Consider the following 20,803-nt stretch of genomic DNA (forward strand, 5'->3'; position numbering starts at 1 on the left):
TTACCGCAGTATTGTTATCCAGCCTTTATACTTTTTGATTCCACTCTCCTTCTTCACTTCCAGTATATAGTAGTAGGTACTTTCGTTCAGGTTAGCACCGTTCCAGTCGTTACGGTAATCCTTCGACTGGTACACCTGTCCGCCCCAGCGGTTGAAGATGTACAGCGATGAACCCGGATATTTCTCCAGCCCGCCGATGATGAACCTTTCGTTCTTACCATCGCCGTTTGGCGTGATCACATTCGGGAAGGATAAATCTGAACCTTCTATTCCTACTGCAGATACCCCTACGTTATTGGCACTGTCGGCGTCCGGCATGTTTGTACTGTAAGCAGTAGCTTCGTTGATCAGCTGTCCGCCTTCTATTACGCGGGCTGTCAGCGTCATTTGTACGGAAGCTCCCACTGCCAGGTCACCGATGTTCCATTCTATCAGCTTAGTGGCTGGCGTTACTACTACCTCCCCTCTTTCTGCGGAAGTATGACTAGGCACATCCAGCTGTACCGGTAAGCGATCTTCTGCTTTCACGGCGGTTACCGGGATATTACCTGCATTCCTTACAGTGATGCGGTAGGTCAGGTTCTGACCCATGCGATAAGGACCAACTGCCGGTGTCACGATTTCTTTGGTAACCACCAGGTCTCCCGCCAGTTTATCGGTGTCGGTGATCGTAACCGTAGCGTCGCCTGGAGCACCTTTTGTGAAGGTGTAGCTGGCTGATTGTCCGCCGGTGAGCATGAACACCACTGTTTCCGGTGTTTCTACTTCACTGTCGTCCAGTACACTCACCGGTATGGTTACACTGCTGGCGCCGGCCGGGATGGTGATCGTTCCGGTAATGGCGGTGTAGTCAGCATCCGGTGTAGCGGTACCACCTATCATGTATTGTAAAGTGATCGGTTCGGCTGTGCGCTTGCCGCTGGCCAGGCTGATCGTGAACGCCCCGTTGACATTCGGTTCAGTAGCATCCGGTTTGCTGGCGGTAACGAGCAGGTTCAGGTTAGTGTGATCGTCGTCTGCAATGTTTACAGTGGCAGTACTGCTGGTACCTACCGTGTAGTTAATGCTGGCCGACTTACCGCCTGTGATGGTGAGTACCACTGTTTCTGCTGGTTCTATCAGATCGTCGTCTGTTACATTTACCGGTACTATCACGCTGCTCTGGCCTGCAGGAATTACTGCGGTGCCGGTGAGGGCGGTGTAGTCGGCGCCTGCTGTGCCACTACCAGTTACTGTGTAGGTAACGGTAATGTCTTCCACAGGTAATTTGCCGCTTGCCAGGCTGATCGTAAACGCTCCTGCTGTAGCTGGTTCTGCCGCATTTGGTGTAGTGGCATTTACAACCAGGTCCAGGCCCTTGTTATCATCATCTGCTATGTTTATGGTAACGGTATTGTTGGTACCCGGTGTGAACACAAGTCCATTGGCGGTGCCGCCGGTTGCTGTGATGATCACCGTTTCATTTCCTTCAATCAGCTGATCGTCGGTTACGGTTACCGGTATGGTAACGCTGCTCTGGCCTGCCAGGATCACTGCCGTACCTGTAAGGGTGGTGTAGTCGGCGCCGCCTTTAGCCGTACCTGCTATGGTGTAGCTGGCGGTGATATCCACGGCAGCAGTAACACCGGTTGGCAAACCAATGGTGAAGCCGCCGTTGGTAGTTGGTTCCGCACCGTCGGCATTTTTGGTGACGTTCAGCACCAGGTTATTTTCATCATCAGTGATATTTACGGTAGCACTGCCGGTACCTGTGAGGGTAAAGTTGGTGGATGTGCCACCGTTCAGTGTCAGGATCACGGTTTCTGTACCTTCTATGATCTGGTCGTCTGATACGGTTACCGGTATGGTAACACCAATCTGACCGGCCGGGATAACTGCCGTACCTGTAAGGGCGGTGTAGTCTCCATTCGGCGTAGCGGTACCTGCAATGGTATAGTTCACCGTGATATCTTCTGATGAAGTGATACCGGTTGGGAGACCGATGGTAAAGTGGCCGTTAGTGGAAGGTTCTGCGCCGTCTGCACCTTTGGTGACGGTCAGCGCCAGTTCGGCCGGCGTGCTGCTTTCATCATCGGTGATATTTACAGTAGCATTACCATTTCCGGTGAAGGTGAAGTTGGCAGAAGAGCCGCCGTTGAGGGTGGCTATCACTGTTTCTGTTACTTCTATCACCTGGTCTTCTTTTACAACCACGGGAACGGCTACACTATTCTCGCCTGCCGGGATGATCACGGTGCCGGTGAGGGTGGTATAATCTGAGCCGGCGGTGGCTGTACCTGTTACAGTATAATTCACCGTAATGTCTTCAGATGATGTGATATCTGTAGGCAGGCTCACCTTAAAGCCGCCATTGGTACCTGGTTCAGCACCATCTTTATCTTTGGCGATGGTCAGTGCCAGGCTGGCTGGTGTGCTGCTTTCATTGTCCGTGATGTTTACAGTAGCATTACTGTTGCCGGTGAATACGAAGCCGGTGGAAGTTCCGCCATTGAGCGTCATGATCACGGTTTCAGTTACTTCAATGATCTGGTCGTCTGCCACTGTTACGGGGACGTCTATACTATTCTGGCCTGCCGGGATGGTGATCGTTCCGGTGATGGCAGTATAATCCTTGCCGCTGGTAGCAGTACCGCCAATCGTATAATTCACGGTGATGTCTTCGGAGGACCTGATATTTGCAGGCAGGCTGATTGTAAATGCACCGTTGGTGCCAGGTTCAGCTGCGTCTGCTTTCTTCACGATGTTCAGTACCCGGTTTGCAGGTGTGTCTTCATCATCTGTAATATTCACGGTAGCATTACCAGTACCCGTGAAGGTGAAGCTGGTGGAAGCGCCGCCATTCAGTGTCATGATCACGGTTTCGGTGTGTTCAATCAGCTGATCGTCCTCTACTGTTACTGGTACACTCACGCTGTTCTGACCGGCCGGGATGATCACGGTGCCGGTGAGTGCGGTGTAGTCTGCACCGCTGGTAGCGGTACCGGTGATGGTGTAGTTCACGGTAACATCTTCAGATGAAGCAACACCTGCAGGCAGGCTGATGGTAAACTTACCATCGGTACCCGGTTCTGCTGCGTCGGTAGTTTTCACTACGCTCAGCACTTTACCAGCCGGATCACTTTCATCGTCGATGATGTTCACGGTAGCGTTGCCCGTGCCGGTGAAGGTGAAGCTGGTGGATGTTCCGCCGTTCAACGTCATGATCACGGTTTCTGTATTTTCTATCAGCTGATCATTTATCACTGTTACCGGTATGATCACGCTGTCCTGGCCTGCAGGAATGGTGATGGTTCCAGTGATGGCGGCATAGTCTGTACCGCTGGTAGCAGTACCACCGATCGTATAGTTTACAGTGATGTCTTCAGATGAAGCAATGTTTGAAGGCAGACTGATTTTGAACGCCCCGTTGGTACCAGGTTCTGATGCATCTGTTACTTTGGTGACGGTCAGCGCGCGGTTGGCCGCAGTATTCTCGTCATCCGTAATATTTACAGTAGCATTACCGGTGCCGGTGAAGACAAAGCTGGCAGCGTTACCGCCGTTCAATGTCATGATCACCGTTTCGGTATTTTCTATCAACTGGTCGTTTATTACTGTTACCGGTACGCTCACGCTATTTGTCCCCGCAGGGATGGTGATGATTCCGGTGATGGCAGTATAATCCGTATTGCTGGTGGCCGTGCCGGCGATGGTGTAGTTAACGGTCACATCTTCGGAAGAAGCGATACCGGCAGGCAGGCTGATTTTAAACTCACCGTTGGTAGCTGGTTCTGATGCATCAGTTACCTTAGTGACAGTGAGCACACGGTTAGCTGCGGTGTTTTCATCATCAGTAATATTCACAGTAGCATTACCAGTACCGGTGAAGGCAAAGCTGGTGGATGTTCCGCCGTTCAGTGTCATGACCACGGTTTCCGTGTTTTCGATCAACTGATCGTCGATTACGGTTACCGGTACGATCACGCTATCCTTACCGGCAGGGATGGTAATTGTTCCTGTGATGGCGGTATAATCTTTACCGCTGGCAGCAGTGCCGCCGATGGTATAATTTACGGTGATGGCTTCGGAAGTAATGATACCTGAAGGCAGGCCGATTTTGAATCCTCCGTTAGTGCCAGGTTCTGCTGCGTCTGTTGTTTTTACAACGTTCAGTGTGCGGTTGGCAGCTGTGTTCTCATCGTCTGTGATGTTCACCGTTGCTGTGCCGCCACCCGTGAAGGCGAAGCTGGCAGAAGTACCATTGGTGATAGTCATATTCACCGTTTCGGTATTTTCCAGGATCTGGTCGTTGATCACCGGTACTGCTACCTTAACGTTTGGCTGCCCTGCAGGGATTACCACGGTGCCGCTGAGGGCGGTGTAATCTGCTCCGCTGGTGGCAGTACCATTGATGGTGTAGTGCACGGTAACTGCTTCAGATGAGGTGATACCCGTAGGCAGGCTGATGGTAAACTCTCCGGCCGTACCTGGTTCTGCCGCGTTTTTGGTGGCGGTTACATTCAGTATGCGGTTAGCAGCGGTGCTATCGTCATCGAGTATGTTGACGGTGGCGCTGTTGCTGCCTGTGAATGTAAAGTTAGCCGAAGTGCCGCCGTTCAGCGTCATCACCACTATTTCTGTATTTTCTATGAGCTTGTCGTCGATCACTGGTACTTGTACAGTAACGCTGTCCTGACCGGCCAGTATTACTGCCGATGCGCTGAGAGCGGTGTAATCAGTACCTGCGGTGGCGGTGCCGCCGATGGTATAGTTTACGGTTACGTTTTCTGATACCGTAATACCAGCAGGCAGTTTGATCGTGAATGCACCGGCTGTAGAAGGTTCTGATGCATCTGCTGCTTTGGTGACGCTGAGTACCCGGTTAGCCGCTGTGTTATCATCATCCGTGATGTTCACCGTAGCACTACTTGTTCCTGTGAAAGTAAAGCTGGCAGATGTACCACCGTTCAGGGTCATCAGCACGGTTTCAGTACCTTCTATTATCTGGTCGTTTGTTACAGTAACCGGTATTATTACACTATCCTTACCGGCAGGGATGGTGATCACCCCGGTGATGGCGGTATAGTCTTTATCCCCTGTAGCAGTACCTGCTATGGTATAGTTAACGGTGATGTCTTCAGATGAAGTAACCCCGGTAGGGAAATTGATCTTAAAGCTGCCGTTCGTACCTGGTTCTGCGCCGTCGTTTCTATTGGTTACCTGGAGCACGCGGTTAGCAGCCGTGTTATCGTCATCTGCGATATTTACGGTGGCATTACCGCTGGTAGTGCTGGCAGTGAATGCAAAGCTGGTGGAGGAACCGCCTGTCAGCGTCATGATCACGGTTTCAGTTCCTTCAATGATCTGGTCGTTTGTTACGACTACCGGTACAGCTACCTCGTTGTCGCCGGCAGGTATTACTACTGAACCGGTAAGGTTAGCGTAATCCGTACCATTCACGGCGGTGCCGGTGATAGCGTAATTCACGGTGATGTCTTCTGCAGCAGTGATACCGGCAGGAAGGCTTACCTTGAAGTTGCCGTTGGTGCCTGGTTCTGCACCGTCCGCTGTTTTGGTTACCAGCAGTACACGGTTCGCAGTGGTATTATCGTCATCGTTAATATTCACGGTAGCATTACCGTTGGTAGTGCTGGCAGTGAAGGTAAAGCTGGTGCTTGTACCACCTGTAAGCGTGAGGATCACCGTTTCACTGTTTTCAATGATCTGATCGTTAATCACAGTAACGGGTACCACTACACTATCTTTTCCGGCAGGAATTATCACTGTACCCGTGAGGGTGGTGTAATCGCCGCCGGCCAGGGCTGTACCGCTTACCGTATAATTCACGGTAATATCTTCGGCCGAGGTTACCCCCAGCGGCAATCCGATCTTAAAGCTGCCATTTGTTGACGGCTCAGCTGCATTGCCCGCATTACTTACGCCCAGTACCCGGTTAGCCGCTGTGTTATCGTTGTCTGCGATATCCACAGTATCCTTTCCGCTGGTGCTGCTTGCCACGAGTGTAAAGCTGGTGGAGGTAGCCCCTGTCGCCGTTAATATTACTGTTTCCGTATTTTCTATGATGTCGTCATCGGTCACGTCTACAACTACGGGCACACTACCCAGACCCGCAGGGATCACTACTGTTCCGCTCAGGGCGGCATAATCGGCGCCCCCTGTAGCGGTGCCTCCTATGGTGTAGTGAACGGTGATGTCTTCCGCGGCTGTGTATCCCGTTGGCAACCCTACTGTGAATGTGCCGTCGGTAGCCGGTTCTGCACCGTTAACAGGATTGGTAACATTAATCACCAGGTTAGCCGGGATGTTATCATCATCTGCAATATTCACGGTAGCATTACCACCGGTAGTGCTGGCAGTGAAGTTGAAGTTGGTGCTTGCTCCGCCTGTAAGCGTGAGGATCACGGTTTCGGTGGTTTCAATTACCTGGTCGTTGATAACAGGTACTGTTACCGTTACGCTGTCCTCGCCCGCAGGGATTATCACTGAACCACTCAGCGCGGTGTAATCTTTCGCGCTGGTTGCTGTACCACCGATGGTATAATTTACAGTGATGTCTTCATCTGCTGTAACACCCAGCGGCAGGGTGATGGTGAATACGCCATTAGTGCCTGGTTCAGCGGCGTCGGTAGTTTTCACTACGCTCAGCACGCGGTTAATGGCAGTATTGTCATTGTCTGTAATATTCACTGTATCGCGGCCATTGGTGGTGCTACCGGTCAGCGTAAAGCTGGTGGAGGCGCCGCCGGTAACCGTCATGATCACGGTTTCGGTACTCTCAATCACTGAATCGTCTTGTACAAGTACCGGAACGGCTACACTGTTATCTCCGGCAGGGAGCACTACTGTGCCCGCGAGAGCGGTATAGTCTGTGCCGCTGGTAGCAGTACCAGCTATGGTATAGTTGATGGTAACATCTTCCGATGCCCTGTAACCTGCTGGCAGGCTGATACTAAAGGCGCCGTTGGTACCTGGTTCTGCACCGTCTCCTGTTTTAGTTACGCTCAACACCAGGTTGGCTGCCACGTTATCATCATCAGCGATATTCACGGTGTCGTTAGTGGTACCGGTGAAGGTAAAGCTGGCCGATGATCCGCCTGTGAGGGTTGCTATCACCGTTTCTGTATTCTCAATAATCTGGTCGTTTGCAACAATAACGGGGATGGCTACACTATCCTGACCAGCCGGGATCACCACTGTACCGCTTAAGGCGGTGTAATCCGCACCGGTGGTAGCAGTACCTGCTACGGTATAATTTACGGTAACATCTTCTGCAGCCGTGATACCTGTAGGGAAACCTACCTTGAAGGCCCCATTGGTGGAAGGCTCAGCTGCGTCATCAGTGCGTGTAATGCCCAGCACCAGGTTGGCCGGGTTGCTGGCCTCATCATCTGTAATATTTGCTGTGGCGCTGCCGTTGGTACTGCTGGCTACCAGGTTGAAGCTGGTACTGGTTCCTCCTGTCAATGTAACGATCACTGTTTCCGTATTCTCAATAATCTGATCGTTTATTACTGTTACCGGCAGGGACACACTGTCTTTACCTGCAGGCAGCACAATGGTGTTGCCGAGTGCTCCATAATCAGTACCGCTGGTGGCAGTACCGGCTACGGTATAGTTCACGGTAATATCCTGGGAGGCGGTGTATCCGGCAGGCAAACTGATCGTGAATGCCGCGTTAGTGGATGGTTCTGCGCCATCTGTATTTTTAGAGATATTCAGTACAAGACCAGTCGGCGTATTGTCGTCGTCTTCGATATTCACGGTAGCGTTACCATTAGTGGTGCTCGCGGTGAAGTTGAAGCTGGTGCTTGCTCCGTTTATAAGTGTCATGATAGCTGTTTCGTCACCTTCAATGATCATATCATTGGTTACGGTTACCGGAACTAATACGCTGTCCTGACCTGCGGGGATTACTACCGTGCCATTCAGACTGGTGTAGTCAGTGCCATTGGTAGCCGTTCCGCCCATGTTATAGTTTACGGTGACATTTTCTGAAACGGTCACTCCTCTCGGCAGGCGGACCACAAATGCGCCATTAGTAGAAGGTTCAGCGGCATCAGTGGTTCTGATCACACTCAGCACCAGGTTGGCGGCTGTGTTGTCATCATCTGCAATATTCACGGTAGCATTACCATTGGTAGTGCTGGCCGTATAGGTGAAGCTGCCGGAAGTTCCGCCGGTGAGCGTCATGATCACGGTTTCTGTGTTTTCAATGATCTGCTCATTTATAACATTCACGGGTATTGTTACACCGCTTTGTCCGGCGAGTATGGTTGCAGTACCGCTAAGTGCGGCATAGTCGGAGCCCGCAGCGGCAGTACCTGAGATACTATAATTTACAGTTACAGGCGCTGATGCAGTATACGTTGCGGGCAAACTGATACGGAACGAGCCGTTGGTGCCTGGTTCAGCGGCATCTTTTGATTTGGCGACACTGAGTACCAGGTTAGCGGCAACCGCATCGTCGTCTGCGATGTTTGCGGTAGCATTACCGTTGGTAGTGCTGGCAGTGAAGACAAAGCTCTGTGAAGCGCCATCTGTAACAGTGAGTATCACTGTTTCAGTTCCTTCAATGATATTATCGTTTGTAACGGTTACCGGTACAGGCACACTATTATCACCGGCAGGTATTACCACGGAGCCGGAGAGTGTTGCGTAATCTGTTCCATTAACGGCGGTACCTGTAATCGTATAATTTACGGTTACCGGCTGTGCAGATCTCACACCTGCGGGCAGGCTCACAGAGAATGCGCCGTTGGTGCCTGGTTCTGCAGCATCAGTGGTTTTGCTGACGCTGATCACCTGATTAGCCGTTGTGTTGTCATCATCTGTGATGTTCACTGTAGCCGTGCCATTACCGTTTGCAGGCGTAAAGTTAAAGCTGGTGCTGACACCACCGGTGAGGGTAACTACTACCGTTTCTGTACCTTCTATTATCTGGTCGTTTGCTACCACTACCGGTATAGTTATACTATCCTTGCCTGCTGGTATTACCGCAGTGCCGGTAAGGGCAGTGTAGTCGGTACCTGCGATGGCTGTACCAGCTACGGTATAGCTTACGGTAATAGGCTCGGATGATGTAATACCCTTAGGCAGCTTGATGGTGAATTCGCCATTGGTACCCGGTTCTGCACCGTCACCGCTGTTGGTTACCAGCAATACTTTATTATCGGTAGTATTATCATCATCTGTGATATTCGCGGTGGCATTGTCAGCGGTGGCATCTGCTGTATAAGTGAATGCATTACCGTCTGTACCACCTGTAAGGGTCAGTATGGCCGTTTCTGTATTCTCAATGATCTTGTCATCTATTACGGTCAGCGGTAAGGTAATGCTGTTGCTATTGGCCGGCAGCGTAATAGTACTGATCGAGTAATCGGTATTACGTGTGGCAGTACCACTCATGGTATAGCTCAGCGTAATATTGGCAGCGGACGTATAATCAGCCGGCAGACTTACCGTATAGGCACCAGCGGCAGACGGTTCTCCCGCGTCGGTGGTTTTCACCACTTTCAGTACCTGGTTAGCTGCCACGGCATCATCATCTGCGATGGTCACTGTAATATCATCATTAGCCGGATCAGGCGGGAAGATGAAGGCGTTGCCACCACCATCTGTAGCACTGCCCGACAAGAGCGTAATGGTCATTGTTTCGACCGGCTCAATTATCTTATCGTTTTTCACTATGAACGGTACGGATATAGCATTGGTATTAGCCGGAATCTCAATGGTTCCCAATGCCTCGTAATCCAAACCGGATACGGCGGTACCTGACACACGGTATCCTACCGTAACTGGCCATGCAGAAGTAGCCACACCTGCCAGCTTCACGGTGAAGCTGCCGTTGGTGGTTGGTTCTGCGGCATTGGTGCCGGTAATTACCTGTATTGGTGTACTGCTGGCCGCATTGGCATCTATAATATTTACTACCGCTCCATTACCTGCAGGATCTATTGTAAACGGATAACTGCTGGAGGCTGCGTTGAGCAGGGTCAGTACCACAGTTTCAGGCCCTTCAATGACACCGTCGTTGCCGGCATCCACATCTATGAACACTTCGTTGGCGCCTGCCGGTATCACAATATTACCTCCCGACAGTCCCAGCAAATTATAGTCAATTGTATTATTGGCTGTTCCTCCCGTAGGGGTACCAGGGGTCGTAGGGAGCGCAAAGGTCACCACCACATCTTCAGAGCTGGTAACGCCCGGTGGCAGGGAAATCCTGTACTGGCCGTTCGTACCGCCCTCTATGGCGTCGGATACTTTGGTGAGCAGCACGATATTGCTGTTGGTAACATGATCGTTGTCGGTGATTGTTACCGTAGCGGAACCTCCGCTACTTGCCACGGTATAATTGAACTGTGTATCATTTCCTCCCGAAATATTCAGGATCACGGTTTCATCCGGCTCAATCACGGTATTGTCTATCACCGTCACAGGAACGGTTACATCATTTTTACCGGCAGGTATGGTAATAGTACCGGTGATAGCCCTGTAATCTGAGCCAGGAGTTGCGGTACCGGCGCCTATGCTGTAGGTTACCTGTATGTCCCTGGCTGCAAGGATACCTGCAGGCAGACTCACAGTAAAGCTACCATTGGTGGCTGGTTCTGCTGCATCCGCTTTTTTGGTAACGGTCAGTACCTGGTTAGCGGCGGTATTGTCATCATCCGCAATGTTCACGGTGGCATTACCATTGGTGGTACTGGCGGAATATGCAAAGTTGCTGCTGGTTCCACCGCTGACAGTCAGAGTCACTGTTTCCAAACCTTCTATGGTCTGGTCATTGATCACGGTTACGGGAACGACTACACTATCCTGGCCGGCGAGGATCACCGCTGTGCCGGTAAGCGCGGTATAATCAGACCCACCTGTGGCTGTACCACCGATCGTATAGGTGACGTTGATGTCTTCTGACGGTACTATTCCGCCAGGCAAACTGATCGTAAACGCTCCGTTGGTACCTGGTTCTGCCGCGTTGCCGGTGTTGGTAACGCTGAGTACACGGTTAGCCAGTGAGTTTTCGTCATCTGTAATATTTACAGTAGCGTTAGCATTTGTTGGGCTAACGGTGTAAGTGAAGCCAGTGCTGGTGCCACCGGTGAGCGTGAGGATCACGGTCTCGGTGTTTTCTACTACCAGGTCGTTGATCACACTAACTGGTACGGATACACTGTCTTGTCCGGCCGGCAGGATTACCGAGCCTGTTAATGCCGTATAATCGGTGCCGCTTCCGGCAGTACCTGTTATGGTATAATTTATCGCAATTGGTAAAGCCGCGGTATAATCTTTTGGCAGTCCGATGATAAAGGCGCCATTGGTGCCTGGTTCTGCGGCATCGCTACCTTTAGCTACACCCAGTACCTGGTTTGCCGCTGTGTTATCGTCATCCACGATATCAGCGGTAGCACTGCCGTTGGTAGTGCTGGCAGTGAATGCAAAGCTGGTGCTGGCGCCGCTGGTAATGGTGGCGGTCAGCGTTTCTGTACCTTCCATGATCTTATCGTCTGATATCGCTACAGGAATGATCACGCTGTTCTGACCGGCGGGCAGGATTACGCTGCCACTTAATGTAGTATAATCTGCACCGTTGGTACCGGTTCCGCCAACGGTATAATTAACCGTTACGGCTTCTGATGAGAGTACACCGGAAGGCAGGCTAATCTTGAAGCTACCGTCCCCAGCAGGTTCTTCGAGATCTGACTGTTTCACGATACTGAGCACCCGGTTGGTGGTGGTGTTATCGTTATCTGCAATGTTCATGGTTTCTGTGCCATTCGTTGGGCTGGCAGTGAAAGTGAGACTGCCGGCGGTTCCACTCGTAATGGTTACCACTACTGTTTCGTTATTCTCAATGAGGTCATCATCGATTACGTTTACAGGCAGTGTTACACCTGTTGCACCGGCAGGAATGATCGCAGTACCGCTAAGGTTCGCGTAATCTGTACCTGCAGTGGCCGTGCCGCTTACCGTATAATTCACGGTAACAGGCTGGGCGATCGTTACGCCTGTTGGCAGGTTAATCCTGAAGGTGTTGTGTGTTGCCGGTTCGGCTGCATCTCCTGCTTTGGTGATGCTGAGCACCCGGTTGCCCGGCGTATCATCGTTATCAATGATATTTGCCGTAGCGCTACCTTCAACCGGATCAGGTGCAAATGTATAGCTGGCGGAAGAGGCGCTGGTGATGGTAAGTACCACTGTTTCTGTGCCCTCTATAATCTGATCATCCACTATGGTACCCGCTGTGGCAGTGCTAGTTCCTGGGGAAATAACAGCTGTTCCGGTGAAGTGTCCCGCAGATAGACCGTTATAGTCCGTACCTAATATTGCGGTACCCCCTATCGTATATTTTATCGTTACAGGTTCAGAACTACTAACACCCGGAGCCAGGAGGAAATTGAACCTCACAGTGCTGCCACCTTCAGCCCCATCACGGGCTACCTGGACTCTCACCACAAGATTAGCCGGGGTATTGTCATCATCCGTAATATTTACGGTAGCAGTTTTAGCCGTTGCAGATGCAGTATAACTGAATCCGCCACCGGTTCCGCTGTTGATAGTCATGATCACTGTTTCGGTTGGTTCAATGATATTATCATTGATAACTGTAACCGGCACGGCTATACTGTCTTCCCCAGCCGGTATGGTGAGTGTTCCTGTAATAGCGGCGTAATCCGTACCACTGGTAGCGGTTCCTGCTATGGAATAGGTCACCGTAATAGGTTGCGAAGCCGTGACGCCCAAAGGCAGGCTTACCATAAACTTGCCGGCAGTACCTGGTTCGGCCGCGTTACCTCCGTTGCTGATGCTCAACACACGGTTGGCTGCTGTGTTATCATCGTCGGTAATGTTAGCAGAAGCAGCTGCATTCGTGGTGCTGGCAGTGTAAACGAAGTTAGTACTACTGCCACCGGTGATGGTTAACACTACTGTTTCAGTACCTTCTATGATCTGATCGTTGGTAACGGTAACAGGTAGTGCTACATCATTTTGTCCCGCAGGAATTGTTGCGGTGCCGCTTAAAGTCGTATAGTCCGTTCCGTTAGTGGTAGTACCTCCAATGGTATAGTTTACGGTAATCGCCTCTGACGGGAGTATGCCCGCAGGCAGGCTGATGCGGAATCCTGCATTGGTAGCAGGTTCTGCACCGTCGCTCGTTTTGGCGATGCTCAGTACACGGTTAAGAGCGGTGTTATCATCGTCTGAAATATTTAAGGTAGCATTACCATTAGTTGGACTGGCCGTAAACGTAAAGCTGGAAGATGTACCGCCGGACAGGGTGAGTATAACCGTTTCTGTGTTTTCCAGTAATTTATCATCTGCCACAACTACCGGTACCGTAACGCTGTCCTGGCCGGCGGGTATTATCACCGTACCAGCAAGCGTAGTGTAGTCGGTGCCGTTAGTAGCGGTACCGCCGATAGTATAAGTGACGGTAATAGGTTCTGAAGAAGTAACACCTGTTGGCAGGCCAATTTTAAAGGCGCCATTGGTGGTTGGCTCGGAAGCGTTGCCTGCATTACGTACGCCTAAAACATTGTTTGCAGCGGTATTATCGTCATCTGCGATATTTACCGTTGCGCTGCCGCTAGTGCCGCTAGCCGTAAATGCAAAGTTGGTGCTGGTACCGCCGGTCACCGTTGCAATAACGGTTTCTGTGTTCTCAATGATCTGGTCATTGGCAACGGTGAGCGGTAAGGAGACACTATTTTGTCCTGCTGGCAGCAGAACAGTTGTTCCCAGGGCGGTGTAATCTGTGCCACTGGCGGCAGTACCGGTAGGCGTATAGGCTATGGTAATATCTTCTGATGCGGTGATACCGGCAGGCAAACTGATGGTGAACTCACCATTGGTACCCGGTTCAGCAGCATCTGTTTTTTTGGTGATGCTCAGTACACGGTTAAGCGCGGTGTTATCGTTATCTGTTATATTAAGTGATGCGCTGCCGTTGGTAGTGCTGGCAGTATAGGTAGCGCCGGCGCTGGTACCGCCCGTGAGCGTTACAAGCACGGTTTCTGTATTTTCAATGATATCGTCGTCGGTTACACTAACGGGCAGGGATACACTGGGCTGGCCCGCAGGTATAGTAGCCGTACCTGTAAGAGCGGTATAATCAGACCCACCTATGGCTGTACCACCGATGTTATAGCTGACGGTGATGTCGTCAGTAGAGAGAATACCTGTTGGCAAACTGATCGTAAAGCCGCCATTAACTGCAGGTTCTGACCCGTCGGCAGTTTTAGCTACACTCATTACCAGGTTAGCCGGTATGTTCTCATCATCTATCACGTTCACCGTAGCATTACCGGCGGTAGTGCTGGAGGTAAGTGTAAAGTTGGCGGAGCTGCCTCCGGTTACTGTCAGCAATACGGTTTCAGGTTGTTCCACGAACTGGTCATCGCCTACAATCACCGGTAACATTACACCATTGTCGCCCGCAGGAATTACTACAGATCCGCTCAGCACACCATAATCGGCGCCTGGTGTAGCAGTACCGGCAATAGCATAATTCACGGTAATATCTTCCGACGAAATAATATTTGCCGGCAGGCTGATTTTAAAGGCGCCGTTAGTTGCCGGTTCCTTTGCATCACTATCCCAGGTTACACCTACAACAGTTTTAGCAGGATCATTACTGTCGTTATCGGCAATGGTCAGAGAAGCGGCTGCCTGTGTGCCGGCGATATTATAAGCGTTGCCGCTGGTAGCGCCGATGGCGTTGTTCAGGGTAACCGTCACTCCTTCTGTTGTTTCAAGTATGTTATCGTCGGTAACTGTTACCGGCAAGGCTACACTGTTACTTCCAGCAGGGAAGGTAACGGTGCCGGTCAGCGACGTGTAGTCGGCGCCGTTAACAGCGGTACCTGTTACGGTATAGTTCACGGTAATATCTTCGGTAGCCGTTATGGATGCAGGCAAGTTGATATTAAAGGAACCGTTCTGTGTACCTTCTGTACCGTCCTGCGCTTTGGTGATGGTCAGCACTTCTTTGACAGCCGTTAAACCGCCAAAGGTGGAGAAGTTCTGAATACCGCTGAATTCAACGTATTCCACGCCATCCTGCTGCCCCGTAGCGGACGGGGTGATCTCTGTAATATTGGCCAGTCCCTGAGGAGCCAGGTCGGCCAGGGTAGCGGTAAAATCACCGGTATGTTTGAACCAGGTCCACCGCTGCGTTCCGGTTACGCCGCGGGTACCGGAGAGCATATTTTCTGCATTGGTTTTTTCTGCAGGATTCCAGAAGAGACGGAGGGTAATACCACCGTTCTGGGTCAGGTTGGCGCCGGTGTAAGCAATATGCACCAGCCTGCGCATCAACTGGGTACCATAGTCGGTACCGCTGTTTTTACCCAGCGCTGCATTCATATCCCTGTTCACGTCAACAACAGCCGACAGTTTGGTTACATCCATGGTATTGCCGTTCAGCGCAATGGAGGCAATGTATTTGTTAGGATCAGATGGATCAATGAAATAAAGGGTGTCATTATTAATACAGGTAGCGGCCACTGTTCTCACGGTAGCATCCGGCACCAGGTTAGCGGTGCGTTCAGGATGACTGGTAATGAGCGTGAACACCACGCCATTTGTAACCGCACTCACATTTTCGAAGCTCACAATACCGCCGTTAAAGGCGGTAGCAGGTATTTCAGTAACGGTGCCGGTAGCAAAGTTACCATCGCCATCCTGGTCGATCATCATGGTGAAATCGGCTGCTGTAGTACCTCCTACCGTGATACCGTTCAGGTCGAACTGCAAACTGAGCGGCTGTGTGCTGATATTATAGTTGGTGTACTGCGCTTTCCATTCCTGCGTGAGGCGTTCTGCGATACAGCTGCCCACCGGCAGATCTGTACCGCTTACGGTGAGGGCGGCGCTGTTGCTGCCAAGTAAGAGATAACTTCTATCTGCACCGAAAGTATTGGTGTTCTCTGCATTGGTAGCAGCAATAGAACGAATGCCGGCGGTGAGGATGGAGCCGGTATGCACGCTGCGGGATTGTTTCTGTACAAGTCCTTCTGCGTCGTCACGGCCTATACCAAAGATGTTGTTTTTATAAGTGTTGTTGGCAGTAGCGTTCCAGATTACCGAGCCATTGGTAGCCAGGTAATCCTGTGCGGTGGTCTGGTCGAGTGTAATACCATATTTAACGCCGAGGTAAGATTCTACCTGCTGCGCCTGGGTAGGTGTAAGCGCTGATTTGTATACGATCACTTCAGGGATCTTTCCGTTGAAGATTCTGTTGTCATATGTGGCGTTGTCTGTGGTGCGGCCGCCTATTTCGAAGAAGGAACCATCCGATTGTGTCGGACAGCTGGCGCCAAGGATAGATTGTTTACCGTTCAGCCAGGTACTTCCATTCTGCGGGTTGCTGGCATTTACGTAAATACCCCTGGCTATAATAGGTCCGGCATAAGAAGGCGTCGATTGTGCGGTAGGGCATCCGGCGCCGTCAAGAGCAAAATTGCCGCCGGTAAGATACATCAGGCTTCTGCCGGACCCTCCGCTTACGGTCCAGTTACCATTACTGCTAAAAATACCTCCGCCGCCGTTTGGAACAACACCTTCAGGCTTATTTACAGAGAATATGGACAAGTTGGCCGATGTGTTCCAGTTAGCTGCGGCATTTCCTTTCAGGGATTTGCCTATTGCACCGGTGAAATCAAGCGTTGGATTAAAGTTAATGCCATTGGCTACACGGATAATATCAGCCGAGGCAGCGATAGCGTCTGTATGCGCAACAGGCGCCGCGCGCAGCTCAGTAACCATAGACCCACTTTGGTTCAACCATTGCTCTACCTGGTCGCTTCCATTTGCCTGCACATCTGCATCTGCTTTTACCCACAGCATTTCACCCGGCACACCGCCCGGTGAAGTTACTAAGCTGCTGAAAGTGAAATATTGACCGTTAGTAAGATCAATGTTGGTTGAATAGCTTGGAACGCCGTTTACGTCGCCTTCAGACAGTTGGATAAACTGATCTGCCCCGTCAAAAGTGGCGTCGCCGCTCACTACCAGGTAAGGTGTGGTAGCGCTTAACGGCAGCTGATCTTTCGGAATCGAAATGGCCACTGTACCAACGGTACCGGTTTCCTGTACTTTCCAGGTCCTCGCCATACGTGTGCTTACGGCAGGGTTACCGGTGATAGCGGTGGTAAAGGAAGTGCTGGCACCATCATCGCCCCATACCATATATGATTTGTCTGCGGAGAAGGTATTGGTATTGGCAAAATTGTTTTCAGCAATGCCGCCCAGGCCCACTATGGGCTGGAAGCCTGCATTGATGCTCCGGGATTGCTTCTGCGTAAGCCCTTCCACATCATCACGGCCAATACCGGTAATATTATTTTTATAGGTAGCGTTGCCGGTGGCATCCCATACTTTAGTGGTGCCATCGGTAGCCAGGTAATCGGTAGCAGCGGTTTGATCTATCGTATAGCCGTACTTGATAGCCAAATAGGTAGATACACGTTGCAATTCTGTGGTGGTTAACGCGGTCGGATATACGATAATATCTCCCATAGTACCATTCCATGCTTGGGCTTTATCCCATGGCCAGGAACCTATACCAGCGTCAACGTTGCCTGTATTCCATGCCTTTGCCACCGGACCACCTAATGCTTTCATCTTGCTGTACAGGGTAGCATTGCCGCCATTACCGGCCCATACACCCACCATTTCATTAAACATGCCTGCCTGCCAGTTACCTGCAGGGCTTACCACATCATTAGCCCATCCCACAAAATCTGCTGTTCCGTTTCCACCTACAACAGCAAGACCAGAACCCACGTTGGTGGCTCCGGCACCATATGCGAGAATAAAATTTATTACCCGCACCGGTGGTAGCTAAGCTACCAGTGCCGAAGAATGTTCTGGCAGTGGTACCTACCGGCAGCTTGGTAATATTCAGACCCATATAATCTGTACCGTCAAATTTCACTACCGGGTTAAAGTTGGCATTATTTGTTATGTTGTTCATATACAACGGCTGGCTGGCCGGTGTAGTTGTTTGCGTGGCGTTGTTCAGGTCTGAAGCATAATCTGTCCAGCCGCTGATAGCAGTGCCGTCTGTAGTGCTGGATGTACCGGCATCGGCCCGGAGCCATAAGCTGGTTCCAACCACACCGCCTGGCGTTTTGATGGACGCACCATAGGTAAAGTACTGGCCGTTGGTCAAATCTACGTTGGCGGCATACTGTTTCACGCCGTTGAGGGTGGTTGCGGTTACAGGGATAAACTGGTCCGATCCGTCAATGGTAGCGTCGTTACTGATAATGAGGTAAGTCTGCGCAGCATTGGGCAATGCATCGTATGGCACCGCTACCTGAACATTGCCGACTGTACCGGTTTCCTGTACTCTCCACACCCTCGCCATACGGTAGTTTGCTACCGGGTGACCAGTAAGCGGCGTTTTAAAGAGACTGCTGCCGGCATTGTCGCCCCATATCATGTATGATTTGTCCGCTGTAAATGAGTTGGCATTTTCCAGATTGGTTTCAGACAAACTGTTTAAGCCGATAGCCAGCTGTATGCCAGCTGCCGTATTCCGGGATTGTTTCTGGTTAAGATCTTCCGCGTCATCGCGGCCGATACCAGTGATATAATTGCCATAACCGGTGTTGGTGGCGGCATTCCATACTGTACTGCCATCGGTGGCAAGATAGTTAGAGGCGCCGTTATTCAAACTAATACCGTACTTAATAGCCATGTAGGTATTCACACGCTGCTGCTCATTTGGCGTAAGCGCGTTTGCATAAACGATCAGATCGCCCATGCGGCCACTGTAAGAGTTAGGACCGTTCCAACCAAGCTGGAAAGGAGTATTGTTACCGGTAAGCACACTGTTATTGTTACCATTAGCTACATTTAACCCATTCCGGTAAATGGACTGCCGGTTGGCAGCAAGATTATTGTCATTGGTGGCTGTCCAGAGAATGATCTGGTTATTGATATCTCCCGCGTTATAACTAAGGCGGTTACTGATATACGGTGCATCCCAGTAAACAACATTATCAGACCAGGTGGCATGCAGGGTGAACTGCGTGCCTGTACCGGCAGGTTCTGTATAGATAACAGCGGCAACAGTATTCGATTGACTACCTGCAAAAAATGCTGCTTCTCCGGTGTAAGTACCTGTTTTCAGTAAAGAAGTAACACCTGTCATTGCATTGATCACATTGGCGCCTCCATTAAACTTAACCACCGGGTTAAAGTTCATGTTGTTGGTGGCGTTATTGAAATACACTGGCTGACTGGCCGGCGTATTCTGTGACATATTGTTCCCGTTAGAGCTATAGTCGTTCCAGCTGCCGATCGGCGTATTGTCTGCGTTAGCAGAAGTACCCAGATCCGCGCGCAACCACACCAGTTTACCACTGCTTACACCGCCCGGATATTTTACTGCGGCGCCGAAGGTGAAATACACACCGTCAGGCATCAGGCTGGAATTGAGTGTAATCGTCTTGTCTGTATTCAGCGGCAGTTCCTGGTTGATCGTAGCAAAAGTAGGATCCGTGCTGATCAACAGGTATACTTTCGTGCCGGGTGCATCTGCTTTCAAGGTGATCGGCTGATCGGCCCAGTTGGTTTTATCTACTTTCCAGATGCGTGGCAGGCGGCGGGTAGCGTTTGCACCGCTTATAATATTTGTATAAGAAGCAGCGGGCTGCCCGTTATCTCCAAATACAAAGAAAGATTTATCGTTGGTAATAGTGTTGGTATTCTGTTCGTTTGTAATCGCAATGTTATTACCCAGGGAGATAGTTACAAAGCCAGTATCTACACTGAGCGATTGTTTGGTATTCAGCGAAGTACCGTTATCTCTTCCTATACCGGTAATGCGGGATTTATAGATGGCATCGGCTGTCCAGTATTTCGACCCGTCAGTAGCCAGGTAATCGGTGGCGCCGTTACCTATTGTAATACCATATTTAAGACCCAGGTAAGATTCTACCGATTGACGCTCAGCATCAGATAATACGCGGTTATAGCCGATCACCTCTCCCATATTGCCATTCCAGTATAGGGCGCGGGCAGCCATCGAACGGGAGCCTATAGAAATTAAATTGTCAGTGAGTGGCGTTAAATTAATAGCCCCCTGGTTGTCAAGCGTGTAGTTTTGAAAGATGCGTATACCGTTGGGGGTGTTATTTACCTGGGTGGCGCTGAAAATATAGGGTTTACTAGGCAGGATGGTGTTTACACCGGTTACCGCTACAACTGCTGCGGCATTCTCCAGGTACTGTACTTTATTGCCTGTAACAGTCCGGAATTCCATTCCATGACTGGAGCCCACTGCACCCGAACTAAGGATATCCCCTAAACCATTGCCAACCGCGAAAACGGTAGACGTAGCCGGATCTATACGTGTAGTAGTAATATCCAAAAAGTCGTCCGTACCGTCGAATACGAGGCCGTAGTTAAAGTTCAGTGCCCTGGCATCAGTAATAGGCTGACCGGTCACCACACCCTGCAATGCGTTATTGCCAAAGTTGCTATAGTCGTTCCACTGCTTACCTCCGGACATACCATCATCTGCACGCAGCCAGAAGGAAATACCATCTTTTACACCATTCGGCCCGGTAATCATCCGGGCGAAAGTAAAGTAAGCGCCATCAGGCAACAGGTTACTATTAATAGTAACAGTGCTGTCGGCATTCAATGCGTAGGTAGCATCACCTGTACCAAAAGTAGGATCAGTGCTTACGAGCAGATAAGTCCGCGCGTTGCCGCCGGATAATCTGAAAGTGATATTCTGGTCGGCCCAGTTATTTTTCTGTGCTTTGAAGATGCGGGCCATGCGGCT

General features: G+C 50.7%; 2 protein-coding genes. Both read right to left on the bottom strand.

Going from position 1 to position 20,803, the window contains the following annotated elements; genetic code table 11:
* The gene (locus QFZ51_RS25070; protein ID WP_429050141.1) at positions 1-17,835 is read right to left on the bottom strand and encodes a Calx-beta domain-containing protein; all 17,835 of its coding nucleotides are present in this window, start codon (positions 17,833-17,835) and stop codon (positions 1-3) included.
* Positions 17,726-20,797 (bottom strand): hypothetical protein, encoded by a 3,072-nt coding sequence (locus QFZ51_RS25075; RefSeq protein WP_429050143.1) that lies wholly within the window; start codon positions 20,795-20,797, stop codon positions 17,726-17,728. Before QFZ51_RS25075 ends, QFZ51_RS25070 begins: the two co-directional genes overlap by 110 nt.
* Between the last annotated feature and the right edge of the window lie 6 nt (positions 20,798-20,803).

Source organism: Chitinophaga sp. W3I9, from assembly GCF_050434025.1.
In the GTDB taxonomy this organism is placed as follows: domain Bacteria; phylum Bacteroidota; class Bacteroidia; order Chitinophagales; family Chitinophagaceae; genus Chitinophaga.

Bases quoted from the DNA above. Each gene is read 5' to 3' on its own strand.
- QFZ51_RS25075 (WP_429050143.1), bottom strand. From the start codon at position 20,797: ATGGCCCGCATCTTCAAAGCACAGAAAAATAACTGGGCCGACCAGAAT.